Consider the following 24,887-nt stretch of genomic DNA (forward strand, 5'->3'; position numbering starts at 1 on the left):
TGGCCAAAGAGCCGGGTCGCGGGAACATTATAAGCGGGTGGATACGAGCCATAGGCAGAATTGGCGCGGTATCCAACGCATCCATACAATGAGGAGGTCGAGCGCATGGTGCTCACCAGCAATCTCAGAGTCAATGGCGACCGCCTGTGGGACAGCCTGATGGACATGGCCAAGATTGGCCCGGGGCTGCGCGGCGGCAATAATCGCCAGACGCTGACCGATGAAGACGGCGAAGGCCGCAAGCTTTTCCAGTCCTGGTGCGAAAAGGCCGGACTGTCGATGACCGTCGACAGCATGGGCAACATGTTCTTCCTGCGCCCCGGCGAAGATGCCGATGCCGACCCCGTCTATATGGGCAGCCATCTCGATACGCAGCCGACCGGCGGCAAATATGACGGCGTTCTGGGTGTTTTGGGTGGCCTCGAAGTCATGCGCACGCTCAACGACATGAATATCCGCACCAAGCGTCCCATCGTGGTCACCAACTGGACCAATGAGGAAGGCACCCGTTTCGCGCCCGCCATGCTCGCATCTGGCGTCTTCGCAGGCGTTCTGGATCAGGATTGGGCCTATCAGCGCACCGACGCGAAGGGCAAGAAATTCGGCGATGAGCTGGAGCGCATCGGCTGGAAAGGCGACGAGCCCGTCGGCCAGGGGAAAATTCACGCCATGTTCGAATTGCATATCGAACAGGGACCCATCCTTGAGGCGGAAAACAAGGATATCGGCGTCGTCACCCATGGTCAGGGCCTGTGGTGGCTGCAGGTGACGCTGACGGGCAAGGAAGCGCATACCGGCTCCACGCCGATGAAAATGCGCAAGAATGCCAGCCTCGGCCTTGGCAAGATGCTGCAACTCGTCAACGACATCGCCATGGCGCATCAGCCGGATGCGGTTGGCGGCGTCGGCCATATCGACGTCTCGCCCAATTCGCGCAATGTCCTGCCGGGCACAGTTGTGTTCACGGTGGATTTCCGTTCGCCCAATCAGGCTGTGCTCGACGGCATGAAGGCGCGCTTTGAAAAGGAAGCGCCGAAGATCGCCGAGGAACTGGGCATCGGCATCGAGATCGAAGTGGCTGGCCATTTCGATCCCGTCACCTTCGACAAGGGCTGCGTGGAAGCCATCCGCAACGCGGCCGAACGGCTTGGCTACAGCCATCGCGATCTTGTTTCCGGTGCGGGCCACGATGCCTGCTGGGTCAATCGCGTCGCACCGACGGCAATGGTCATGTGCCCCTGCGTCGACGGATTGAGCCACAATGAAGATGAGGAAATCTCGAAGGAATGGGCGTCGGCTGGAACCGACGTGCTTCTGCATGCCGTATTGGAGACTGCTGAAATTGTAAGCTGATTTCACGGCCATCCAATAAGGCTTCTGTTTCGCAACAAAACCAAAAAGGGGAACGAACAGTGGCAAGTAAAGTGATCAAGGGCGGCACCGTCATCACCGCCGACCGCACCTTTAAAGCCGACGTTCTCATCGAAGGCGAGAAGATTGCTGCCGTTGGCGACAATCTGACCGGCGATGAAATTATCGACGCCACCGGCTGTTATATCATGCCAGGCGGCATCGATCCGCATACCCATCTGCAAATGCCCTTCATGGGCACCTATTCGTCCGATGATTTCGACACCGGCACGGCGGCGGCCCTTGCGGGCGGCACGACCATGGTGGTCGATTTCGTGCTGCCGGATTCCGAAGGCAATCTGCTCGACGCGCTTCAGGAATGGTTCCAGAAGGCGGGCAAGGCGCGCACCGATTATTCCTTCCACATGGCCATCACCGGCTGGAACGAGCGCACCTTCAACGAGATGGCCGAAGTGGTGAAGCGCGGCATCAACACCTTCAAGCATTTCATGGCCTATAAGGGCGCGCTGATGGTGAATGACGACGAGATGTTCGCCTCGTTCCAGCGCTGCGCGGAACTGGGCGCCATGCCGCTCGTTCACGCTGAAAACGGTGATGTCGTCGCCCATTTGCAGGCCAAGCTGATGGCCGAAGGCAATAACGGGCCGGAAGCCCATGCCTATTCGCGCCCGCCGGAAGTGGAAGGCGAAGCCACCAACCGCGCCATCATGATCGCCGATCAGGCAGGCGTGCCGCTTTATGTGGTGCATGTTTCGTGCGAGCAGAGCCATGAAGCGATCCGCCGCGCCCGGCAGAAGGGCATGCGCGTTTTCGGCGAGCCGCTGATCCAGCACCTGACGCTGGATGAAAGCGAATATCATAACAAGGACTGGGATTATGCGGCGCGCCGCGTGATGTCGCCGCCCTTCCGCGACAAGGTCAATCAGGACAGCCTGTGGGCTGGCCTTGCGGCTGGCAGCCTGCAATGTGTGGCGACCGACCATTGCGCCTTCACCACCGAGCAGAAGCGCTATGGCATTGGCAATTTCACCAAAATTCCAAATGGCACCGGCGGTCTTGAAGAACGCCTTCCGGTTCTGTGGTCGCGTGGCGTTCGCACCGGTCGCCTGACGCCGAACGAATTCGTTGCGGTGACGTCAACCAATATTGCGAAAATCCTCAACATCTATCCGCAAAAGGGCGCTGTCCTGCCGGGAGCCGATGCCGATCTGGTCATCTGGGACCCGGAAGCCACCAAGAAGGTTTCGGCCAAGACTCAGCACTCCTCCATCGATTACAATGTGTTTGAAGGTTTCGAGCTGAAGGGCCTGCCGGTCGTGACGCTCTCTCGCGGTCGCGTCGCCTTCAACAAGGGCAAGGTTACGGCCGAGCCGGGCGACGGTCGCTTCATCGAACGCGAGCCGAACGGCGCCGTGAACAAGGCATTGTCGCAGTGGAAGGAAATCGTTGCTCCGCGTAAGGTAGAACGCAGCGCAGAACATATGCCGATAGGAGTCTGACACATGGCTCTAGCTCAGCTTCGGGAACCGCGCATGAATGTGAATGACAGCATGGCCCCGGAGAGGGGCTTGAGTGATGCGCAGACGGTGATCGACATCAAGGATCTGTCATTGATTTTCGAGACCAATGATGGGCCGGTCCATGCGCTGTCCAATATCAATCTCGCCATTCAACGTGGCGAGTTCGTTTCCTTTATCGGTCCTTCGGGTTGTGGCAAGACCACGCTGATGCGTGTGGTCGCCGATCTCGAACAGCCAACTTCCGGCTCGGTCACGGTCAACGGCAAGACGCCCGCCAATGCGCGTCTCGACCGGTCCTATGGCTATGTTTTTCAGGCAGCAGCCCTGTTTCCATGGCGCACGATAGAGGACAATATCAGCCTGCCGCTGGAAATCATGGGCTATTCCCGGACGGAGCGTCAGGAGCGGATCGAGAAGAACCTCGCGCTGGTCAATCTCGCCGGCTTCGGCAAGAAATTTCCATGGCAGCTTTCCGGCGGCATGCAGCAGCGCGCCTCCATCGCGCGCGCGCTGTCTTTCGATCCCGACATGCTTTTGATGGACGAACCCTTCGGTGCGCTTGATGAAATCGTGCGCGACCACCTCAATGAACAGCTTTTGAAACTGTGGGCTGCGACCCGCAAGACCGTGATCTTCGTCACCCATTCGATCCCGGAAGCCGTATTTCTTTCCACCAAGATCGTCGTGATGAGCCCGCGTCCGGGCCGCATTCATGAAATCATCGACTGCGATCTTGGACCGGACCGGACGCTGGATATTCGTGAATCGGAAGCTTTCCTGAAAATCGCCCATCGCGTGCGCGAAGGCCTGCGGCTGGGGCATATTCATGACTAAAGCTTGCGGCCTATCACTTCAGTTGCAAATTCGTCAGGCCTTGGCGAAACGAGTGATTTTCGAGCACCGGAGCGGAGCGTACTTTTGGGTACGTGAGCACCGGCGCGCAGGAAATTGCTCGTTGCAGCCCGGCATGGCGAAGAGTGCAACTGAAGTGCCATATGCAGGAGGCCGCAGATGAACGCCTTCCTGCACGACAAATTCATTCCCGTGACGACGGTTCTCGCCGTGTTCGTCGCGCTCTGGTATGGGCTGGCCATCTTTCTGAACGCGCCTTTCGAACGCGATCAGGCCGGGCGCGCCGGAACCGAGATTTCGTTTTCCACGCTCGTCACCAATACGATGAACCAGGAGCGTCCCGTTCTGCCAGCACCCCATCAGGTGGCGCAGGAAATCTGGAAGACCGTCTTCGACGTCAAGCCCAGCTCCAAGCGCAGCCTCGTCTATCACGGCTGGGTGACGCTTTCCTCGACGCTGCTCGGCTTCGCACTGGGCTCGCTTCTCGGCATCGCGCTGGCGGTCGGCATCGTCCATTCGCGCACGCTCGACAAGAGCCTGATGCCATGGATCATCACCTCGCAGACGATCCCGATCCTCGCCATTGCGCCGATGATCATCGTGGTGCTGAACGCCATCGGCATATCGGGCCTGCTGCCGAAGGCCTTCATCTCGACCTATCTCTCCTTCTTCCCTGTGGCCGTCGGCATGGTGAAGGGGCTGCGGTCGCCCGATGTCATGCATCTCGACCTCATGCGCACCTATAATGCGTCCCGCGCGCAGGTGTTCTGGAAATTGCGCTGGCCTGCGGCCATGCCGTTTCTCTTCACATCGATGCAGATTGCCGTCGCCATCAGCCTCGTCGGCGCAATCGTCGGCGAGTTGCCGACCGGCGCCGTGGCCGGACTTGGCGCGCGCCTGCTCGCCGGCTCCTATTACGGGCAGACGGTGCAGATCTGGGCGGCGCTCATCGCCGCCGCCGTCATGGCCGGTGTGCTGGTTGCATTGGTCGGGCTGGTGGCGCGCATCGTCAACAGCCGCATGGGCGCGAAGCCGGAAAGGGCAGCGGCATGATGACCGGCATCCTCTCCGTCATAGCCATTATTGCAGTGTCGTGGGTGATTGTGGGCTGGGTTTCCAGCCTCAAGGCCCGCACCCCGCAAGGCCAGAAACTGCTCGACATTGCGGTCCCTGCCCTGTTCGGCATCGCCATGCTGGTGCTGTGGGAAGCAGGCGTCCGGCTGTTCGCCATACCGCAGGTTCTGCTGCCTGCACCTTCCGCCATCTGGGCGCGGATCGTCGATTCCGTGCCGATCCTCTGGGCGGATTTTCGCCAGACATTCATGAAGGCGGTCATCATCGGCTATATCGCCGGTTGCGGGCTGGGCTTCATCACGGCCATCGTCGCCGACCGCATTCCCTTTCTGCGCAAGGGCCTGCTGCCGCTTGGCAATCTGGCGGCGGCGCTGCCCATCGTCGGCGTCGCGCCGATCATGGTGATGTGGTTCGGTTTCGGCTGGGAGTCGAAGGCTGCCGTCGTCATCATCATGACCTTCTTCCCCATGTTGGTGAATACGGTCGCGGGCCTTGCCAGCACCGGATCGATGGAACGCGACCTGATGGAGACCTACGGCTCCAATTACTGGCAGACGCTGGTGAAGCTGCGCCTGCCCGCCGCCATGCCCTTCATCTTCAACGCGCTGAAGATCAATTCAACGCTTGCGCTGATCGGCGCTATCGTGGCCGAATTCTTCGGCACGCCGATTGTCGGTATGGGCTTCCGCATTTCCGCTGAGATCGGGCGCATGAATGTGGACATGGTCTGGGCCGAGATTTTCGTCGCCGCCCTGGCGGGATCGCTCTCTTACGGGCTGATCGCGCTGATCGAGCGCAAAGTGACATTCTGGCACCCTTCTTACAGAAGAGCTTAGCCAAAATATCCGGTATCCGCCACCATAAGGCGGGACCGTCAACCAGAGGAGAACCAAGCATGAAGAAGGCACTATCCATAGGCCTCGCAACAGCCGGACTTGCTCTCGCACTCATGAGCACGACGGCGATGGCCGCAGACAAGCTGACCTTGCAGCTCAAATGGGTCACGCAGGGCCAGTTCGCGGGCTATTACGTGGCCAAGGACAAGGGTTTTTACGAAGAAGAAAAGCTCGACGTCGAGATCAAGCCGGGCGGTCCGGACGTAGCGCCGCCGCAGGTGATCGCCGGTGGTGGTGCGGATGTGGTGGTGGACTGGATGCCGTCGGCGCTCGCCACCCGCGAAAAGGGCGTTCCGCTGGTCAACATCGCGCAACCCTTTAAAAAGTCGGGCATGATGCTGACCTGCCGCAAGGAAACCGGCATCACCAAGCCGGAAGATTTCAAGGGTCGCACGCTGGGCGTCTGGTTCGGCGGCAATGAATATCCGTTCCTGTCCTGGATGAACCATCTGAAAATCCCGACCACGGGCGGCAAGGACGGCGTTACCGTTCTGAAGCAGGGCTTCAATGTCGATCCGCTGATCCAGAAGCAGGCCGACTGCATCTCGACCATGACCTATAATGAATATTGGCAGGTGATCGATGCCGGAATTCCGGCCGACCAGCTCGTCGTCTTCCCGTATGAAGAACAGGGCGTGGCAACACTGGAAGACGGGCTTTATGTGCTTGAAAAGAGCCTCGACGATCCGGCCATGGTCGACAAGCTCGCACGCTTTGTCCGCGCTTCCATGAAGGGCTGGCAATATGCGTCCGAACATCCTGACGAAGCCGCCGACGTCATTCTCGACAATGATTCTTCCGGTGCGCAGAAGAAGGAAGTTCAGGAGCGCATGGTCAAGGAAATCGCCAAGCTGATCGACGGTTCAGACGGCACGCTCGATGTCGCCGCTGCCGACCGTACGGTCGAAACCCTGCTTGGCGGCGGTTCCGATCCGGTCATCACCAAGAAGCCGGAAGGCGCATGGACGGCCAAAGTCACCGATGCGATGAAGAAATAATCATCGCACTCTCAGAGCCTGAATCAAAAAGCGGCATGTGTGTGCGAAAGTGGTGATTTTCGAGTACCGGAGCGGAGCGTACTCAAGGTACGTGAGCACCGGAATCCTCGCATAATCCCGAAAAGTTGCAGACTTTTCGGTTCAGATTATGCGAAAGCAAATCTCAAATTGCCATTTGCAGCCACACAGGGCGACTTTTGGAACAGGCTCTCAATATGAAAAAACCCGGAAGCACGCTTCCGGGTTTTTGTTTGTCCGTCCGATTGTTCTACTTCAGCTTTTCTTCCAGAGCCACAGCTCGAACAAGCTCACGCTCCAGACGCGCTTCTTCCTCGACCTTCGGCTTGGTGAAGCGTCCAAGCAGCAGATAGGCCACCGGCGTCACATAAAGCGTGGCAATGGTTGCAAGGCCAAGACCGCCGACGATCACCCAGCCGAGCGCCACGCGGGCTTCCGCCCCGGCCCCGCTGGCCAGAACCAGCGGCACGCCGCCCAGCACGGCGCAGATCATCGTCATGCAGACCGGACGCAGGCGGATATTGGAGGCTTCCTCCACCGCCTCGCGCACGCTCAGCCCCTTGTCGCGCAGCTGATCGGCAAATTCGACGATCAGAATGCCGTTCTTGGCCATGATGCCCACCAGAAGCACAAGGCCGATCTGGCTATAGACATTGAGGCTGGTGCCGGTCAGCATCATCGCGATCACCGCACAGCCAAGACCGAGCGGCACCGTCGCCATGACGATCAGCGCACTCACGAAGCTTTCAAACTGTGCCGCCAGCACCAGCAGAATGATGATGATGGCAAAGCCGAACACCATGGCAAGACCGCTGGAGGTTTCGCTGAGCGTCGAGGCTTCGGCCAGCGGAATGATATGGCTGCCCAGCGGCAAAAGCGGTGCTGCGATTTCCTGCGCTGCCGTGAAGGCATTGCCGAGTGCAAAGTCTGCCCGCAGGCCGGTGGTGATGGCCACCGAACGCTGGCGCGTTTCACGATCGAGCTGCGGCGGCACCGCCTTTTCAACGACGGTTGCGATGGACGACATCGGCACATAGCGACCGTCGGCCGCTTTCATGAAGATGTTTTCCAGATCGGTCGGATCGTTGATCGGATTGGTCGTCGCGACGAATTTCACGTCGAAACTGCGGTCGCCGACATAGACCGAGCCGATCTTGCGCCCGTCCAGCACCGACTGCACGGCATTGGCAAGGCCGGTAATGTCGATGCCAAGATCGGAGGCGCGTTCACGGTTTATCTCGACGGAAAGCTGCGGTTGCGTCGGCTCCACCGAAAGACGTGGCTGCACAAAGCGCGGATCTTTTTCCAGCGCCGCCACAACGGCCTGCGCGGCAGGCTGAAGCTTGGCGTAATCGCTGCCGACAATGGCGAATTGCAGTCCGTTACCGGCACCGCGAATACCGAGACTGTTCGGCTGCGTTGAGAAGATGCGCACGGCTGTAATGTTCTGCACCCGCTTGGTGATATCGGCCATGATCTCCTGCTGGCTGCGGTGACGCTCCTTCCATGGGGCAAGTGTGAGCACCATGAAACCATTATTGGAGGAGCCGCCGGAACCGGCAATGGCATAGGTGGTGACAATCTCACCATCGTCGCGCAAGGGCTGGATGGCTTCCTCGATCATGTTGAGCTGCGATTGCAGGAAGTCCACGCTGATGCCTTGCGGGCCGTTGATGCGCAGCACCGCCACCGCGCGGTCTTCCGATGGCGTCAGTTCCTGCCGGATCGTGCCATAGACGATGACCGATGCGCCGCCGAAAAGCAGCGCCACCAGCACCACTACCCACGGCGCGGCGAGACAAGCATGCAGCGTCTTGCGGTAGAAACCGGCAAGCGCGCCGCCGATGCGACGCAGAAACAGCGGACCATGCGCGCCTTCGGTCTCGCCACTGCCTTCTCGCAGAAAGCGCGAGGCCAGCATCGGGCAAAGCGTCAACGCCACCACGGACGACAGCAGAACCGCAATGGCCAGCACGAAGCCGAACTCGCGGAACAGGCCGCCCGCCTGCCCCGGCAGAAACGAAATCGGCACGAACACGGCGGCGAGCGTCAGCGTGGTCGCTATGACGGCAAAGAACACTTCCTGCGTGCCGAGCACGGCGGCAGCGCGCGGACCCATGCCCTGATTGCGCCGTCGCACGACATTTTCCAGCACCACGATGGCGTCATCGACCACAAGGCCGGTGGCAAGCACCAGCGCCAGCAATGTCAGAATGTTGATGGAAAAGCCCGCAAGATAAATCGCCGCGACGGTGCCGATCAACGCCACCGGCATGGACAATGCCGGAATGAGCGTGGCGCGAATATCCCACAGGAACATGAAGATGATCGCCACCACGATGATCACCGAGGCAATCAGCGCGATCTCGACTTCATGGATAGCGCCGTTAATGAAGCTCGCATCATCGCTGGTGACGGCGATGTTGACGCCGGGCGGCAGGGTTTGCTGAAGATTGGCAACGGCAGCACGGACGCCCTGCGAAATATCGAGCGTGTTGGACTGCGCCTGACGCACGATACCCAGACCGATGGCCATCTTGCCATTGGAGCGCACTGCCGAACTTTCGACATCGGGCCCAAGCGTCACGGTGGCGACGTCACGGATCTGCGTGCGGCCCTTGATATAGACATTCTCGAAATCTTCGGGCTTTTCCAGATTGGCCGTCGCGCGCACCACGATGGCCTGATCGGAACTGCGCAGCGATCCAGCTGGCGCATCCAGCCCCATGGAATTGAGCGCGGTCGCCACATCGGCCAGCGTCAGCCCGTAGCTTGCCAGACGCGCCTGATTGATGTCGATGCGGAAAATCTTGGCGCGGTCGCCGTTGATCTGCACATCGGCCACGCCCGGCACTGCCGACAACACGTCCTGAATCTGGTCTTCGATCAGCACGGTCATGTCGTCCACGGACATGGTGTCCGAGGTCACGGCCAGTCGCATCACGGGATCGGCGTTCGAATCCGCCTTGATGATACGGGATGGATCGGCTTCTTCCGGCACCGTATTGGCGACGCGTGAAATCGCATCGCGCATATCGGCGGCGGCAACGTTGAGATCGACGCCGTCATTGAACTCGACCGTCACGCGGCTGCGCTCGAAAGACGATGTCGAGGAAATCGACTTGACGCCGGACACACGCGCAACGGCGTTTTCCAGCACCTGCGTCAGCTGCCGGTCGATGGTCTCGGCGGACGCGCCCTTGAAGTCCGTACTGATCGTGACAACCGGGCGATCCACATCGGGCAATTCGCGAATATCGACGCCGCTGACAGCGGCAAGGCCAGCCACGACTATCAGAACATTGATGACGAAGGCGAAGACGGGGCGGCGGATGAAAAGCGCCGTCGAGCCGCCGCTTCCGGCGGATGATGGTTTATGACTGCTCACCGGCGCGCCCTCAACCGGCAACAGGTTTTGCAGGCGCGGGTTCGGCGCGGGCGGTGCCCTGCGCATCCATCACGCGAACCGGTGCTTCGTCGCGAACGGTCTGGACCCCTTGCGTAACGATCATGTCGCCCTGCTTGACCGGACCGTCCAGAAGAATGCTCGTTGCATTGCGCTGCACGACCCGCACGGCGACCTTCTTCGCCAGACCGTCTTCGATACGCCAGACATAAGAACCGTCCGCACCCCACTGGATTGCCAGCGGATCAACGGAGGGAAAACGATTGCCGGGAAACAGCACCGTGACGAAGAAAGACATGCCTGCACGCAACCGGTCTTCCGAATTGTCGACCTCGGCACGCACATGCAGCGTGCGGCTCGCCTCGTCGATCATATTGTCGACAGCGTTAATTTCGCCCTTGTGGGTTTCGCCCGGAAAGGCGGTCGTTGACGCCGTCAGCGGTTGGCCCACCTTGATCTGCGGCGCAAAACGTTCCGGAACCCAGATATCGACCAGCATCTTGGAGCGGTCATCAATGCGCGCAATCGAGGTCTGGGCGGTGACATAATTGCCTGCATTGACGGGCAAAATGCCGACCACGCCGGAAATCGGCGAGCGCACCGTGCGGCGGCTCAGGGCAAGCTGCGCGTCCTTCAGGGCAAGCTGCGCATTGGCAACGGCCAATTCTGCGACAACCTCCTGAACTGCGGTGGCGGTGTTGGTCGCACGCAACCGCTCGACACGCTGGCGGGTCGTCTCGGCATCTTTAAGGGCGGTTTCAGCCTTGGCGACGACAATCGTCTCGGTATCGGAATCAAGTTCGGCAATCGGGTCGCCAGCCTTGACGGTATCGCCGGCCTTGACGAAAAGCTTATTCATATAACCGCTGGAATAAGGCGTGATCGAAACCGTGCTGAGCGCACGCGCGGAACCAATGGCGGTCAGACGATTATTGATGGTTTCTTCGCTTGCCGGTTCGACGACGACCAGCGGCGCCCTCGCGCCGGTTCTGGAAGCGGATTGCTGAGTGCGAGGCGCATCGGCACCTGCGGCGGCATTTTCCGGCGCAGCATTCTTCTGTTTATAGGCGTACCAGCCGCCCGCAGCGGCCAGAACAATAAGCAGGCAGAGTGCAATCTGCTTCCACGATTTCATTCAGCTCTCCGGCAGGCCCCGTCCCGTCGCTGCCCGACAGGTCCTGTCTTTTCAAAAATATACTTTTTTGCACGACACGTCGAATGCCTGTCTATTCGCGGCAACCGATCGGCACGATGGTTACGCCTGCCCATGACAGAGATTCGACGGAGAAATAGCTAACTCATTCCCATATGGCTTTTTTGCATCGCGCCCCCGGAAGGTCGAATTAAATTTCCGTAATCCTTGCACGCAAGATGTGACGAGCACCTTTAAATCGATACAATAAAGCCTGTTGGAAATCTGCCCCGCCACCATATATAGGAAGCTATATTTATTGCAGTATCGAGTCTCATAGGCGTATCGGGGCATATCGGGCGTATCGGACGCGCTGCACCGGCCAACAGCCCAGACGCCGTCTATTTGGAATCAGGTTATGGCGGTTTTTGAAAAGACCATAAATCCGGGCGTTGTTCCGATAGAAGCCGCTGCGCAGGACAGAAGTGCGGAGGATCGGACCTCGCCTGCGCAATTTACGCGTCTGCGCTGGCAGAACCGCCTTTCCAGCAAATTGCTTCTGCTTATCGTGCTCGCCGTTCTCGTGGCGGAAGTTCTGATTTTCGTGCCGTCCATCGCCAATATGCGCCTGCGCTGGCTGACATCGCGCCTCGATACGGTGGGCGCGGTCAGCGAAGTGCTGGCGGCAAGCGCGAATATGGACGTTCCGCGCGCCATTCAGGACAAGGTGCTTCTCGTCACCGGCACCAAGGCGATTGCGCTGCGTGAGGCCGGCGCCTCTCGCCTGCTCGCCATGTCGGAAGTGCCCGGCAAGATCGATCAGGTCATCGACCTCGATAATGTCAGTGAAGCGGCGTCCATCTGGGATGCCTTCAGCACGCTTTTCTCCGGCGGCGACAGGACGTTGCGTATCTACGGTTCGGTTTCGCCGACAGCGACGCCCGGTCGGGTGATTGAAATCGTCACTTCCGATGCGCCCATGAGGCGCGCCATGCTGATCTACGCTCGCAACGTCGCCGTCATCTCGCTGATTATCTCGGTGATTGCCGCCAGCCTGATCTATCTCATCATCCATGAAATGCTGCTGCGCCCGGTGCGCATCATGCATCGCAACATGATCGATTTCGCAACGACGCCGGATAACCCGGCGCTCATTCTGGTGCCGGAAAACCGCAAGGACGAGTTCGGCATCGCCCAGCGGCAGATTTCCCACATCCAGAGCGACCTGCAACGCACGCTGAAAGAACAGAAACATCTGGCCGATCTTGGGCTCGCCGTGTCGAAAATCAATCACGACATGCGCAACATTCTGGCCTCGGCGCAATTGATGTCGGATCATCTGTCGGACGCCAAGGACCCGATGGTGAAGCGTTTCGCGCCCAAGCTCATCCGCACGCTCAGCCGCGCCATCAGCTATTCGGAAAGCGTCATTGCTTACGGGCGCTCGCAGGAAGCGCCGCCAACGCCGCGCCGTGTCAATCTCCACGCCATCGTCACGGATGTGCAGGAAAGCCTCAATCTGGAAAGCGGAAGCGGCATCGAGTTCGACAATCGCATTCCGGATGACTTCGAACTGAACGTCGATTCGGAGCAGCTGTTCCGCGTGCTGAGCAATCTGTGCCGCAATTCGGTGCAGGCGATGGAGCGCGACGATACCGGCGGCACTGCTGCGGTGAAGCGCCTGACGCTTTCTTCCGGTCGAATCGGCACCACGGCCATCATCGGCGTCGAGGATACGGGCCCTGGCCTGCCGCAAAAGGCGCGCGATAACCTCTTCACGGCATTCAAGGGCTCGACACGCAGCGACGGCACGGGACTTGGCCTTGCGATCGCGCAGGAGCTTATCCGCGCCCATGGCGGCAGTATCGAGCTTCGGGAGGACCGTCCGATCGGCGCGCATTTCGAGATTCGCCTGCCTGATTTGCCTGTGCAGCGCGAAAGGGAACAGATGCGGCGGGAAGAAACGGCCTGACTGGGGAAAAACCTCAGGGAAAACAACGGCGAGGAAGCCCGGAAAACCGGGCTTTGACAAGAAATATTCACAGAACGGCATTTTTTTCTCAGAAGACGCTTGCATTTAGCAATGGGTCCGATTATCAACCGCCCATCGCCGCAGCGAGCGGCACAAAGGCAAGCACCCGTAGCTCAGCTGGATAGAGCACCAGACTACGAATCTGGGGGTCAGAGGTTCGAATCCTTTCGGGTGCGCCATTTCTTTTCAAGCATTTAGCGAATATTTCACGACAGACTGATCGACAGATCGGGCTTCGCTTTTTGCTTATCCGACTTCAGGTCGAGACAGTTCTCATCAAAATCATGCAGGTGAATGCAGCGCCATTACTGTGGCCGCCTACTCCACCGAATGCATAACGCGCTGATATCTTGAGCGGTAATCACGGTCAAAGTCTAAAGCGATTTCATAGCGCTCGCGCGCAAACCTGCTGTCGGAAGCGGACGGCACTTTCTCGAGAAGTCGGTCGCGGTTAAAGGCGCTCAATCGGATATGGTCAGTTCATCACGCGATGTGAAAACATCAATGACATTGTCATGGTCGCAGGCATAAGGGATATGGTCCTGATCGGCTTCAGCATGGGCCAGAGACGGCATCATGATCGATATTGCACCGACCAGCCAACGCGTCGAAAACTCCCTCCTGAGACACCGAAACGCGCCCCGCCCGAACAATGAGAGCGAACGTCCAAATCTCCCCGTTTAAGCATATCCTATCCGCAAGCCGCTTCGCTCTTTGAACTATAATCCGATTGGATGCGCGATCTTTCCACCTAGCGAACTACCAGCAATCAGTGCGAGGGAGCATAGAAGCGACCGAAGCAAAAAAGCGGACGAGCAAGCGCATTGCGCAAATAGCAGCGCCCGTCACGCAGCATTCTTTCTTGGAGAAGAAGTGGTGCCCGGAGGCGGATTCGAACCACCGACACGCGGATTTTCAATCCGCTGCTCTACCAACTGAGCTATCCGGGCATCCTGTAGCAAGCGCTTGATCTTGCCATGTGGCGGTGTTGGTGTCCGCCGGAAGTGGGTGGGTTATAGCATTAAATTTCGCGCTGTCCAGCACCGTATCGCATTTTTTATGCGCTTTTCTCACAGTTTCTCTAATGAATTGATTTCACAAGAGAAAAAGCGCCGAAAAGCCTAATTCTCGCCCTCGTCCTCTTCGCCCAGAGGCTTCCCCGGAATGACATAGCTTCCCGAAAGCCAGCGATTGAGATCGATGCTTTTGCAGCGTGGCGAACAGAAGGGATAGCTGTCACGCGCCGAAGGCTTGCCGCATTCAGGGCAAGGTCGTGTCGGGCGCAGCGGCGTCACGCGGGCGCCTGCTGCTGCGGATATGTCCTTCTTGCCGTTCATGGCTTAAACCTTAAACTTTTCCGGTGCTCCAGTTGGCATAGACCGGATAATCACCGTCAGCCAGCAGGCTTACGGTTTCCTGGAGCGGCAGGCCGACCACATTGCTGTAGGAGCCAACTAGCTTGACGACAAAACTGCCTGCAAGGCCCTGTATGGCGTAGCCGCCAGCCTTGCCGCGCCATTCCCCCGACGAGAGATAGGCGTCAATCTGCTGACGCGACAGGCGCTCGAAGCGCAGGCGCGTTTCCACCAGGGTCTGGCGCAGATTGCCGTTCGGCAAAACGAGGCAGACGCCCGTGAAGACCTTATGGGTGCGGCCCGACAGAAGACGCAGGCATTCACGCGCCTCATCGGCAGTTTCCGCCTTGGGCAGAATGCGCCGCCCGACCGCGACGACCGTATCGGCCGCGAGCAGGAAGGGCTTGTCGAAATTGGCGTCGCCTTTCAGCTGCGCCAGCGCCGCTTCGGCCTTTTCACGCGACAGACGGCGCGCCAGCGAGCGCGGATGCTCGCTACGCTGCGGCGTCTCGTCTATGTCGGCAGGCTGGATATGATCCGGCTCGATACCGGCTTGCCCCAGCAGTTCGATCCTGCGAGGCGACCCGGAAGCCAGAACCAGCTTGTGTTGCGCAACTGTCGTCAAGAACACCCCCGAAACGGCTGCCCGTGCGTGATAACCTTACTTGAAGCGGTAGGTGATGCGACCCTTGGTCAGATCGTAAGGGGTCATTTCGACCAGAACCTTGTCACCGGCCAGAACGCGGATGCGGTTCTTGCGCATACGGCCAGCCGTATGAGCGATGATTTCATGTTCGTTTTCGAGCTTCACGCGGAACATTGCATTCGGCAGCAGTTCCGTAACAACACCCGGAAATTCGAGGACTTCTTCTTTCGCCATGCGATACCTGTTTCTTTCTTCGATAAAAAGCGTCCGAAAACGGACTCTGATCCTAAATTTGGCCGGAACCTATATGATTAGGCGGCATTTGTGAACAACGGAATTCCGTGAACTTACTTCGGGCTGAATCGCTGCAAAATCTGCTTCTTCAACCGATCCCGCACATCGCGATAAGCATTCATGATCTGCTCGCGGCTGCCGGTGACGAGCGTGGGGTCCGGCGTCGGCCAATATTCCACATCCACGGAGAAACCGCGCATGCGCTCCAGCACCGTATGATGGGCAAGCGGTGTCAGCGTTACGATGAGATCGAAATAGCCGTCGGCCAGTTCTTCAATGCCCCGCGGTTGGCGGTCGTCGAGCGAAAGCCCCTCTTCCGAAAGCACGGCATCCACGAATGGATCGCGTTCGCCCCGTTTCACACCTGCGGAAGCCACATATATATTGGGCGGCAACAGCTTTCTTGCAAGAAGTTCAGCCATTGGCGAGCGGATCGCGTTCTTGCCGCAGACGAAAAGCAGGGATGACGGCAGTTTCTGTTTGGGGCCAACATCGCCCTCTCCATCATCCTGCGCGCTCACGACATCAACAGCGACCATGCAGGCTCAACCTCGCCAATGCAGTACGCAGACAAGCGTGAACAGCCGCCGCGCCGTGTCGAAATCGACTTCGATCTTGCCCTTCAGCCGCGCCTGCAAGGTTTGCGATCCTTCATTATGCAGCCCGCGCCTGCCCATATCGATGGCTTCGATCTTGCTGGGCGTCGCCGAGCGGATCGCCTGATAATAGCTTTCGCAAATCATGAAATAATCGCGCACCACGCGGCGCAGAGGGGTCAGCGACAATATATGCGTCGCCACATCGTCCCCGTTTTCACGGCTGATGGCAAAGATCAGCCGTGTTTCCATCAGCGACAGTTTCAGCCGGTAAGGACCGCCGGTCTCGTCGCCAATCGGGTGAAAGGAATTTTCCTCGATCAGATCGAAAATCGCGACCGCGCGCTCATGCTCGACGTCAGGCGTCGACCGCCCGATGGATTCATCGAGCTCGACGTCAACAAGACGGGCATTGGGAACGCCAGCGGTCATAATGCCTCATAGATTAAGCCGGATGGCGACAGACTTGGCGTGCGCATCGAGACCTTCGGCACGCGCGATTTCGATGGCCGCGGGCCCGAGAACCCGCAACTGGTCCGGGCCGAGCTTCAAAAGCGAAGTGCGTTTCATATAATCAAGCACATTGAGGCCAGACGAGAAGCGGGCCGAGCGCGCCGTCGGCAGAACGTGATTGCAGCCGCCCACATAATCGCCGATCACTTCCGGCGTGTGCGCGCCGATGAAGATGGAACCGGCATTGCGGATCTTCGGCAGCAGCGCTTCCGGGTCAGCAACGGCGATTTCCAGATGTTCGGCAGCAATACGGTTGGCGAGCGGAACCGCCGCCTCGAAATCCTCAACCAGAATGACCGCGCCGAAATCGCGCCAGCTTGCAGTGGCCGTCTCAGCACGCGGAAGCGTCAGCAGCTGACGTTCGACTGCCGCTTCCACATCCTTGGCCAGCGCTTCGTCATCGGTCATGAGGATGGATTGCGCGGCGGTGTCATGCTCTGCCTGCGCCAGCAGATCGGCAGCGATCCAATCCGGATTGTTGTCCTTATCGGCAATCACCAGCACTTCCGACGGACCGGCGATCATATCGATACCGACCGTGCCGAACACAATGCGCTTAGCAGCCGCGACATAGGCATTGCCGGGGCCGACAATCTTGGCGACCGGCTTGATGGTTTGCGTGCCATAGGCAAGCGCTGCAACCGCCTGCGCGCCGCCGACGCGATAGATTTCCGATACGCCCGCCAGGCGCGCCGCAACCAGCACAAGCGGATTGAGAATACCGTCTGGTGCTGGAACAACCATCACGATGCGCTCGACACCCGCCACCTTGGCGGGCACGGCATTCATCAGCACCGAGCTTGGATAGCTCGCCGTGCCGCCCGGCACATAAAGGCCAACCGCCTCGATTGCCGTCCAGCGCGAACCAAGCTCGACGCCGAGCGCATCGGTATAGCGATCATCCTTGGGCAATTGCCGGGCATGGTGGCTTTCAATGCGCTGATGCGCCAGTTTCAGCGCCTCGATAGTGGATGCGGGCGCAACGTCAAAAGCCGCGTCGATTTCGGCTTCCGTGACGGCAATGCCGGTCTTTTCCAGATCGATACGGTCGAAACGGCGCGAATAGTCGATCAGCGCCGCATCGCCTTCGCGGCGCACGCGCTCAACGATTTCGCGGGCTGCGCGGTCCACGTCTTCCGAAACTTCGCGCTTGCCGGACAGAAAGGCTGCGAATTGCTGTTCGAAGTTCGGATCGGTTTGTCTGAGCGTCGTGACCACGCTTTTATTCCTTTAAATAGTCCAGATAAAAGCAACCGCCCGCATGGCAGCAGACGCGATGCGTGGAAGTTACATTGTCATACGCCGTGACGCGGGAGCGATTCCGTTTCCCAGGCCGCGCCCAGATCCGTCAGCTGCGCTTCGATGCATTCCACCGAAAGACGGATAGCGGCATTTGCCGAGAATGTCAGTTCTATTGTGCCCGCAGGCGCTTCGCCGGGGACAAAACCGATGGTCAGCAGCGACAAAACATCGTCCTGCTTCTGACGGTCGATACCGGTGGCCTTGGCGGCAGTGACGCGATTGAAATGCAGGGCGGCGCGGCGGCGCTGATATTGCGGCTTGCGCAGGAATTTCGGACGCGCCTCTTCCCAGACGAAGCGGTTCGCCGTCAGCACAAAGCGCTGCTCCCTGGCGATAAATTGCAGATCGGAGACTTTTAGAACCGCGTCCTGAAGATGGGCGGACAGGACCTGCAAATCCTCTTCATCCAACGCCACAAGCTTCAACATATCCATGGTTCGCACCGATTTCCTGTCATGTTCAAACGGACCATCCAAGCTGTCTGCCCGGTGGCTTATAAAACAGTTTTGCCAAAGCAATTTTGCATGTCGGCAGAAAAAAATCGACAGGCTTTTCAAGCCTGTTGATCATTCAGTGCCCAGAATGGAAAAAGCCGGAACCTGGATTAGATCGCGTTTCGATCCGATTGCATCAGATCGGCGCTCTAATCCTTTGTCCTAACGCGCATCTTATCCGATCGAAGCAGGATCAGAAATCAGTCCAGTGAACTGATTTCCCTGCGGAGACGTTTCACACTTTTCGGGATGCGCTCTAAGTTCCGGCCTTGCCGATTATCCGCTGATGCGTTCGACATTCGCGCCGCAACGCGAGAGTTTTTCTTCCAGGCGCTCGAACCCGCGATCAAGATGATAGACGCGGTTGACGACGGTTTCGCCTTCGGCGGCAAGACCCGCTATAACCAGCGAGACCGATGCGCGCAGATCGGTCGCCATGACCTGAGCGCCCTTGAGGCGTTCCACGCCTTCGACGGTCGCAGTCTGGCCCGACAGCGAAATCTTGGCGCCGAGACGCGCCAGTTCCTGCACATGCATGAAGCGGTTTTCGAAGATCGTTTCGGTGATATGCGACGTGCCCTTGGCCTTGGTCATCAGGCCCATGAACTGCGCCTGAAGGTCGGTCGGGAAGCCGGGGAACGGATCGGTGGTGACATCGACCGGATGGATGCCGTGGCCGTTGCGCACAACGCGCAGGCCGCTATTGGTCTCGGTGATTTCCGCACCGGCCTGACGCAGCGTGTCGAGCGCCGACGAAAGCAGGCTTTCCTGCGCGCCTTCGAGCAGCACGTCACCGCCGGTCATGGCGACAGCCATGGCATAGGTGCCGGTTTCGATACGGTCAGGAATGACGCGAACGCGCGCGCCGGAAAGGCTGGTCACGCCCTGCACATGGATCGTGCCGGTGCCAGCGCCCGTGATCTTCGCGCCCATTGCATTGAGGCAATCGGCAAGATTGACGACTTCCGGCTCACGCGCCGGGTTCTCGATGATCGTTTCGCCCTTGGCGAGAACAGCGGCCATCAGCATGACATGCGTTGCGCCGACCGACACCTTCGGGAAGCGATAGCGCGCGCCAACAAGCCCACCCTTCGGCGCACGCGCCTTGGCATAGCCGTTTTCGATGTCGATTTCAGCACCCAGCGCCTGCAGGCAATCGAGCAGCAGATCGACAGGGCGCGTGCCGATGGCGCAGCCGCCCGGCAGCGACACGGTTGCTTCACCCATGCGCGCCAAAAGCGGGCCGATCACCCAGAAGCTAGCGCGCATTTTCGAGACCAGCTCATAAGGCGCGGTGGTGTCGACGATGTTGCGGGCCGTGAAATGAATGGTGCGGGAATAAGCGCCATTCTGGTGTTCGCGGCGACCATTGACCGAATAATCAACGCCGTGATTGCTGAGGATGCGGATCAGTTGCTCGACATCGGCCAGATGCGGCACATTTTCGAGCGTCAACGTATCGTCGGTTAGGAGCGAAGCGATCATCAGGGGCAAAGCGGCATTTTTTGCGCCCGAGATCGGAATGATTCCATTCAGCTTATTACCGCCGACGATTTTGATGCGATCCATGCTGTTTCCCCTTCTGGGCCGAGGCTTCTCCCCCGGTAAACGATTTGAAGCCGTTGGAACGCGTTTCGATCGGGATAATCGGATCGGCATTCCAACTGTTTGTTTTGACGCACATCTTGCCCGAAAACCGGTTCACCCTTTTCGGGATGTGCTTCTGCTGCTGCCTGAGCGGCGCGGCGGCGATACATGACAAATGACGAGTCTTGCGGCGGAATTACGTTCAAACGCGAATCGCTTTCGAACGACAATGGCAACCGAGAACAGAAATGCGCTTTTACCTTAGCCGACGTTTCTCTTCAAGAAAGGCTTTACAAGGCAGTCACTGCCTATTCCGTTTCCTTGCTGGCAGCGGAAATGCCGTCATTGCGCTCGTCCGCCTCGCCGGAGCGTCGCGAGCGCGACTGTTCCTTGCGGCGCATCAGATTCGCGCGCAGTTGATCCGCCAGCCGCTTTTTCTGGCGGTCCAGCTGGTTTTGTCGTTCCTGATTGATCGGTTTTTCGCTCATAAGCCGTGTTTACTACGAGAAAAAGCGCCCGAAAAGCGGCTTGATGCGCAGCTATCCGAAGATTTCCACATTATGTGAAAAGAAATGCATTTGGTCGCTTGCGATTTGCGCAATGATGTGTCAGAAGTCCGCCGCACTCAAGAGAATGCTGCGGTAGCTCAGTGGTAGAGCACTCCATTGGTAATGGAGAGGTCGAGAGTTCAATCCTCTCTCGCAGCACCATTCATCTCTTTGATCGAGTACGCTTTTCCTTAAAATTGCAGGCACGAACAGCCCCTTCTGTAAAAGCGGGATCCAACACCTTTGGGTGGCTTTAGCCGTCCCTAGCAGAACATGTAACCGAAACAAATCTTGCTCACGGCAGGACGCCCGATAAAAAAGCGCGAGCGAGTTTAATTCGCCGCGCTTTCCGTTATAGGGGATCACAAAAGCTTAGAACATAAACGGAATTCCGATAGCTGCAGCAGCAAGGAACGTTATGCAAGCACCAATAGCTAAAAACGAAATCATAATCGCTACTTTCGATCTCAAGTAAAGTGGATAACCAAAGAAGTTACTGTCGAAAAAACGGATGTTATCATGGCCGCCCATATGGGAGCCATTATCAGGCCTGTCATCATATTTATCCTATAGTAATTATTATACTGACTATTTCAGATTATTATTATTCTTTTTTTTATAAATAGGAAGAAGGTATTATTATTAGTTACTTTTATATCTTGTTCTATAATTTGGACCCAATATTCAGCCACCTTCTATCATACGATTTCCTTCATCTATTTGATCGAGCACCATTTCTCTGGAACCAATTTCACAATTCCCGTATTCCGCTTCATGCAAAATAAAAACGCCGCGCTTCTCAGCGCGGCGTTTTCGTGTTCGATACGGTGTTGAAACCGGCTCAGCCCTTGAATGTATAGTCCGCAATCGACTGGGGCTTCATCTCGATAGAGAAGCCCGGCAGCGACGGCGGCATATAGGCCGCGTTCTTGATGACGCATGGGTCGATGAAATGCTCGTGCAGATGATCAACATATTCGATCACACGGCCTTCCTTGGTGCCCGAAACGGCCACATAGTCGATCATCGACAGATGCTGCACATATTCGCAAAGGCCAACGCCGCCCGCATGCGGCCAGACCGGCTTGCCGAACTTCGCAGCCATCAGCAGCACGGCCAGAACTTCATTCAGGCCGCCCATGCGGCAGCTGTCGATCTGAACGATGTCGATGGCGCCTTCCGCGATGAACTGCTTGAACATGATGCGGTTCTGGCACATTTCGCCAGTCGCGACCTTCACGTCGCCAATGGCTTCGCGAATCTTGCGATGGCCTGCCACATCATCCGGGCTGGTCGGCTCTTCAATGAAGAACGGCTTCGAGAAGGCCAGCTTGTTGACCCATTCGATCGCCTGATCGACTTCCCAAACCTGATTAGCGTCGATCATCAGATAACGGTCGGGGCCGATCACTTCGCGCGCGATGGTCAGGCGACGGATATCGTCTTCGAGATCGCGGCCGACCTTCATCTTGACGTGGTGGAAGCCCTCGTCGATGGCCTCCTGGCAAAGACGGCGCAGCTTGTCGTCGTCATAACCAAGCCAACCAGCCGACGTTGTGTAGCACGCATAGCCTTCCGCTTCGAGCGTGGCGATACGTTCAGCCTTGCCGGCTTCCGCCTTGCGCAGGATCGCGACGGCTTCGTCACGCGTCAGCGCATCGGTGAGATAGCGATAATCGACGATGTCGGCGATTTCTTCCGGCGACATGTCGGCCACGAGCCGCCATACCGGCTTGCCCGCCTGCTTTGCAGCCAGGTCCCAGAAGGCGTTGACGACAGCGCCGGTGGCAAGATGCATCGCGCCCTTGTCCGGGCCGATCCAGCGCAACTGGCTGTCGCCGGTCAGGTAACGCCAGAACTTGCCGGGGGCGGCGAGGAAATCATCCATCGAAGCGCCCACGACCAGATGACGCATGGCGAGAATCGCCTGACAGCAAATGTCGTTGCCGCGTCCGATGGTGAAGGTAAGGCCGTGGCCCTTCAGCGACGCATCATCCGTATCGAGGATGACATAGGCCGCCGAATAATCCGGGTCCGGGTTCATGGCATCCGAACCGTCCAGACTTTGCGAAGTCGGGAAACGCAGGTCGAAGACGCGCAGGTCAGTGATTTTCGTCATGATATATCCGTGATCAGGGCATGATCCCAAAACATGGGAACGGTTTCGGGACCATGCGTAAACAAAGCCTAGATGTCAGCGCGCACGTTCTGTTTCTGCGTGCCGAGGCCTTCAATGCCGAGTTCGACGACATCGCCAGCCTTGAGGTAGCGTGGCGGCTTCATGCCCATGCCGACGCCGGGAGGCGTGCCGGTAGAGATGATGTCGCCCGGCTGCAGGGACATGAACTGCGAAAGGTAGGAAACGAGGTAGCGAACGCCGTAGACCATGGTCTTGGTCGAGCCGTCCTGCATGGTTTCACCATTGAGGGTGAGCCACATTTTCAGGTTCTGCGGGTCGGCAACTTCGTCCTTCGTCACCAGCCATGGGCCGGTCGGGCCGAACGTGTCGCAGGACTTGCCCTTGGTCCACTGACCGGCGCGTTCGATCTGGAAGGCACGTTCGGAAACGTCGTGCAGCGTGCAGTACCCCGCGACATAATCCAGCGCGTCTTCTTCCGACACGTATTTTGCGGTCTTGCCGATGACGATGCCGAGCTCGACTTCCCAGTCGGTCTTTTCCGAGCCGCGCGGGATGAGAACGTCATCATTCGGGCCCACGATGGCCGAGGTGGCCTTCATGAAGATAACCGGCTCAGGCGGCACAGCCATGCCGGATTCAGCCGCGTGGTCGGCATAGTTGAGGCCGATGCAGATGAACTTGCCGGTGCCAGCAACGCAAGGGCCGAGGCGCGGATTGCCTTCGACCTTCGGCAGCGAATTGACGTCGACTGCGCCAAGCTTGGCCAGTGCATCGGGAGCCAGAGCCGCGCCGGAAAGGTCGCTTACATGGGCGGAAAGATCGCGGATTGCGCCATCGGCATCGAGAATGCCCGGCTTTTCCTGACCGGCTTCACCGTAACGAAGAAATTTCATGAGTTTGCTCCTTTTGGGGATAGTCGCAGCCCGACTTAAATGGTCCAGCCGCCATCAATATTGTACGCCTGACCGGTCGTGTAGGTCGCACCGGCGAGATACACGGCGAGATCGGCGATTTCTTCCGGCTGGCCGATGCGGCCAATCGGCTGACGGGCGATAAACGCCGCGCGCTGCTCTTCATAATCGCCCTGCGAACGCAGACGGTCCTGCAAGGACGGGCTTTCGACCGTGCCGGGGCAGATCGCGTTGCAGCGGATGCCCTTGGCGACGTAATCGGCGGCGACGGCCTTGGTGAGGCCGATCACGGCAGCCTTGGTGACGCCATAGGCGAAACGGTTCGGCACGCCCTTCACGCTCGACGCGACCGAAGCCATGTTGACGATGGCGCCATCCTTGCGTTCCAGCATGCCCGGCAGCACGGCGCGGATGGTGCGGATCATCGCCTTGACGTTGAGATTGACGGCGAAGTCGAGGTCTTCGTCCTTCATTTCGAGGATGGAGCCGCCATGGACGACGCCTGCGCAATTGAACAGGATGTCCACCTGGCCGATTTCGGCTACAAGCGTGTTTACCTCAGCCTCGTCAAGCACGTTGAGCTTGCGGGTGATGATGCCGTTGACGCCTTCGATCTCCTTCAGCGCATCCATATTGATGTCGGTTGCATAAACCTTTGCGCCCGCTTCCGCGAAAGCCAGCGCGCTGGCGCGGCCAATCCCTTGGGCTGCGGCTGTCACCAGCGCGGTTTTTCCATCAAAGCGTATCGTCATTTTCAAGCCTTCCGTTCGACAAGCAGGATGTGATCGCAAGCAAGCACAACTTCATCCCGCTGATTAAGCACTTCGCAGCGTTCCGTCACGCGTCCCATAGTGGCGCGCTTGGGATCGTCTTCCTTGGCGCTGATCGTCACGCGTGTGCGGATCGTATCGCCGATATGCACCGGACGAATAAACCGCAGACGATCATAACCATAGGAAAAAGCAACCGGGTTGATCAACGTGGCCGTGAGGCCGACGCCGATGGCGAAAATCATGGTGCCATGCGCGATGCGCTGGCCGCCCGGCAAGGTCTTGGCGAATTCCGCATCCATATGATGCGGGAAGAAATCGCCCGTATGCCCGGCATGAACCACGAAATCCGTTTCCGTGATGGTGCGGCCCGAGGTGAGGCGCACATGGTTCATTTCATAGTCTTCGTAGTAGATTTTCTGTTCGGCCATG

Annotated in this window: 22 protein-coding genes and 3 tRNA genes; 9 read left to right on the top strand and 16 right to left on the bottom strand. The window is 58.4% G+C overall.

The genetic code is table 11. From position 1 onward, the window contains the following. The first annotated feature begins 105 nt into the window (after nt 1-105). The 6 genes from JAU75_RS05760 to JAU75_RS05785 all read left to right on the top strand — a co-directional run bounded on the left by JAU75_RS05760 (nt 106) and on the right by JAU75_RS05785 (nt 6,711). Entirely contained in the window at nt 106-1,353 is a 1,248-nt protein-coding gene (locus JAU75_RS05760; RefSeq protein WP_199055412.1) for a Zn-dependent hydrolase, read from the top strand. Nucleotides 1,354-1,412: 59 nt separating this feature from the next. Then, complete coding sequence (hydA, locus tag JAU75_RS05765) at nt 1,413-2,870, top strand: dihydropyrimidinase (protein WP_199055413.1); 1,458 nt, start codon at nt 1,413-1,415, stop codon at nt 2,868-2,870. Between the two features lie 3 nt (nt 2,871-2,873). Beyond that, a complete protein-coding gene (locus JAU75_RS05770; protein WP_371836117.1) occupies nt 2,874-3,725 on the top strand; it encodes an ABC transporter ATP-binding protein in 852 nt (283 codons plus the stop codon). A 177-nt stretch (nt 3,726-3,902) separates the two neighbouring features. Next, entirely contained in the window at nt 3,903-4,796 is an 894-nt protein-coding gene (locus JAU75_RS05775) for an ABC transporter permease (RefSeq protein ID WP_199055414.1), read from the top strand. Continuing rightward, nucleotides 4,793-5,653, top strand: coding sequence for an ABC transporter permease (locus tag JAU75_RS05780; protein ID WP_199055416.1), 861 nt, complete (start codon nt 4,793-4,795; stop codon nt 5,651-5,653). Before JAU75_RS05775 ends, JAU75_RS05780 begins: the two co-directional genes overlap by 4 nt. A 59-nt stretch (nt 5,654-5,712) precedes the next feature. After that, on the top strand, nt 5,713-6,711 hold the full coding sequence (locus JAU75_RS05785) for an ABC transporter substrate-binding protein (RefSeq protein ID WP_199055418.1): 999 nt from the start codon (nt 5,713-5,715) through the stop codon (nt 6,709-6,711). Nucleotides 6,712-6,979: 268 nt separating this feature from the next. Here the strand turns inward: JAU75_RS05785 and JAU75_RS05790 are convergent, their stop codons facing one another. Both JAU75_RS05790 and JAU75_RS05795 read right to left on the bottom strand, forming a co-directional pair. Further along, nucleotides 6,980-10,183: an efflux RND transporter permease subunit gene (locus JAU75_RS05790; RefSeq protein ID WP_247880401.1), complete on the bottom strand. Its 3,204-nt coding sequence runs from the start codon at nt 10,181-10,183 to the stop codon at nt 6,980-6,982. Further along, nucleotides 10,128-11,270: an efflux RND transporter periplasmic adaptor subunit gene (locus tag JAU75_RS05795; protein ID WP_199055421.1), complete on the bottom strand. Its 1,143-nt coding sequence runs from the start codon at nt 11,268-11,270 to the stop codon at nt 10,128-10,130. The genes JAU75_RS05790 and JAU75_RS05795 overlap by 56 nt, the downstream gene beginning before the upstream one ends. A 415-nt stretch (nt 11,271-11,685) precedes the next feature. Between JAU75_RS05795 and JAU75_RS05800 the strand changes: the two genes are divergently transcribed. Continuing rightward, entirely contained in the window at nt 11,686-13,239 is a 1,554-nt protein-coding gene (locus JAU75_RS05800; protein ID WP_199055423.1) for a HAMP domain-containing sensor histidine kinase, read from the top strand. A gap of 162 nt (nt 13,240-13,401) precedes the next feature. Next, nucleotides 13,402-13,478: transfer RNA gene (locus tag JAU75_RS05805), tRNA-Arg, on the top strand. 695 nt (nt 13,479-14,173) lie between these two features. On the opposite strand, the gene JAU75_RS05810 is transcribed toward JAU75_RS05805, so the two are convergent. From JAU75_RS05810 to JAU75_RS05855, 10 genes are all read right to left on the bottom strand, one after another. Then, nucleotides 14,174-14,249, bottom strand: a tRNA-Phe gene (locus tag JAU75_RS05810). A gap of 171 nt (nt 14,250-14,420) precedes the next feature. After that, entirely contained in the window at nt 14,421-14,636 is a 216-nt protein-coding gene (gene yacG, locus JAU75_RS05815; protein WP_182519259.1) for a DNA gyrase inhibitor YacG, read from the bottom strand. A gap of 10 nt (nt 14,637-14,646) precedes the next feature. Beyond that, complete coding sequence (locus JAU75_RS05820) at nt 14,647-15,279, bottom strand: Maf-like protein (protein ID WP_199055425.1); 633 nt, start codon at nt 15,277-15,279, stop codon at nt 14,647-14,649. 36 nt (nt 15,280-15,315) lie between these two features. Then, nucleotides 15,316-15,534, bottom strand: a complete 219-nt coding sequence (infA, locus tag JAU75_RS05825; protein ID WP_002965531.1) for a translation initiation factor IF-1 — start codon at nt 15,532-15,534, stop codon at nt 15,316-15,318. A 113-nt stretch (nt 15,535-15,647) separates the two neighbouring features. Next, the gene (locus JAU75_RS05830) at nt 15,648-16,133 is read right to left on the bottom strand and encodes a low molecular weight phosphatase family protein (RefSeq protein ID WP_247880402.1); all 486 of its coding nucleotides are present in this window, start codon (nt 16,131-16,133) and stop codon (nt 15,648-15,650) included. A gap of 6 nt (nt 16,134-16,139) precedes the next feature. After that, complete coding sequence (locus JAU75_RS05835) at nt 16,140-16,622, bottom strand: UPF0262 family protein (protein ID WP_199055427.1); 483 nt, start codon at nt 16,620-16,622, stop codon at nt 16,140-16,142. Nucleotides 16,623-16,628: 6 nt separating this feature from the next. Continuing rightward, nucleotides 16,629-17,921 carry a histidinol dehydrogenase gene (gene hisD / locus JAU75_RS05840; protein ID WP_199055429.1) on the bottom strand — a complete coding sequence of 431 codons (1,293 nt, stop codon included), beginning with the start codon at nt 17,919-17,921 and terminating at the stop codon, nt 16,629-16,631. A 77-nt stretch (nt 17,922-17,998) separates the two neighbouring features. Further along, nucleotides 17,999-18,439 carry a DUF2948 family protein gene (locus JAU75_RS05845; RefSeq protein ID WP_199055431.1) on the bottom strand — a complete coding sequence of 147 codons (441 nt, stop codon included), beginning with the start codon at nt 18,437-18,439 and terminating at the stop codon, nt 17,999-18,001. Nucleotides 18,440-18,775: 336 nt separating this feature from the next. Further along, complete coding sequence (murA, locus tag JAU75_RS05850; protein ID WP_199055433.1) at nt 18,776-20,068, bottom strand: UDP-N-acetylglucosamine 1-carboxyvinyltransferase; 1,293 nt, start codon at nt 20,066-20,068, stop codon at nt 18,776-18,778. A 326-nt stretch (nt 20,069-20,394) separates the two neighbouring features. Continuing rightward, complete coding sequence (locus JAU75_RS05855) at nt 20,395-20,574, bottom strand: hypothetical protein (RefSeq protein ID WP_199055435.1); 180 nt, start codon at nt 20,572-20,574, stop codon at nt 20,395-20,397. A 147-nt stretch (nt 20,575-20,721) separates the two neighbouring features. Between JAU75_RS05855 and JAU75_RS05860 the strand changes: the two genes are divergently transcribed. Continuing rightward, nucleotides 20,722-20,796, top strand: a tRNA-Thr gene (locus JAU75_RS05860). Nucleotides 20,797-21,475: 679 nt separating this feature from the next. Here the strand turns inward: JAU75_RS05860 and JAU75_RS05865 are convergent. From JAU75_RS05865 to JAU75_RS05880, 4 genes are all read right to left on the bottom strand, one after another. Next, nucleotides 21,476-22,753 (bottom strand): L-fuconate dehydratase, encoded by a 1,278-nt coding sequence (locus JAU75_RS05865; protein ID WP_121537206.1) that lies wholly within the window; start codon nt 22,751-22,753, stop codon nt 21,476-21,478. Between the two features lie 68 nt (nt 22,754-22,821). Then, on the bottom strand, nt 22,822-23,667 hold the full coding sequence (locus JAU75_RS05870; RefSeq protein WP_140024411.1) for a fumarylacetoacetate hydrolase family protein: 846 nt from the start codon (nt 23,665-23,667) through the stop codon (nt 22,822-22,824). A 35-nt stretch (nt 23,668-23,702) separates the two neighbouring features. After that, the gene (locus JAU75_RS05875; RefSeq protein WP_199055436.1) at nt 23,703-24,437 is read right to left on the bottom strand and encodes an SDR family oxidoreductase; all 735 of its coding nucleotides are present in this window, start codon (nt 24,435-24,437) and stop codon (nt 23,703-23,705) included. 2 nt (nt 24,438-24,439) lie between these two features. After that, nucleotides 24,440-24,886 (bottom strand): MaoC/PaaZ C-terminal domain-containing protein, encoded by a 447-nt coding sequence (locus JAU75_RS05880; protein WP_199055437.1) that lies wholly within the window; start codon nt 24,884-24,886, stop codon nt 24,440-24,442. Nucleotide 24,887 lies beyond the last annotated feature (1 nt).

This window comes from Ochrobactrum sp. Q0168, assembly GCF_016427605.1.
GTDB lineage: Bacteria > Pseudomonadota > Alphaproteobacteria > Rhizobiales > Rhizobiaceae > Brucella.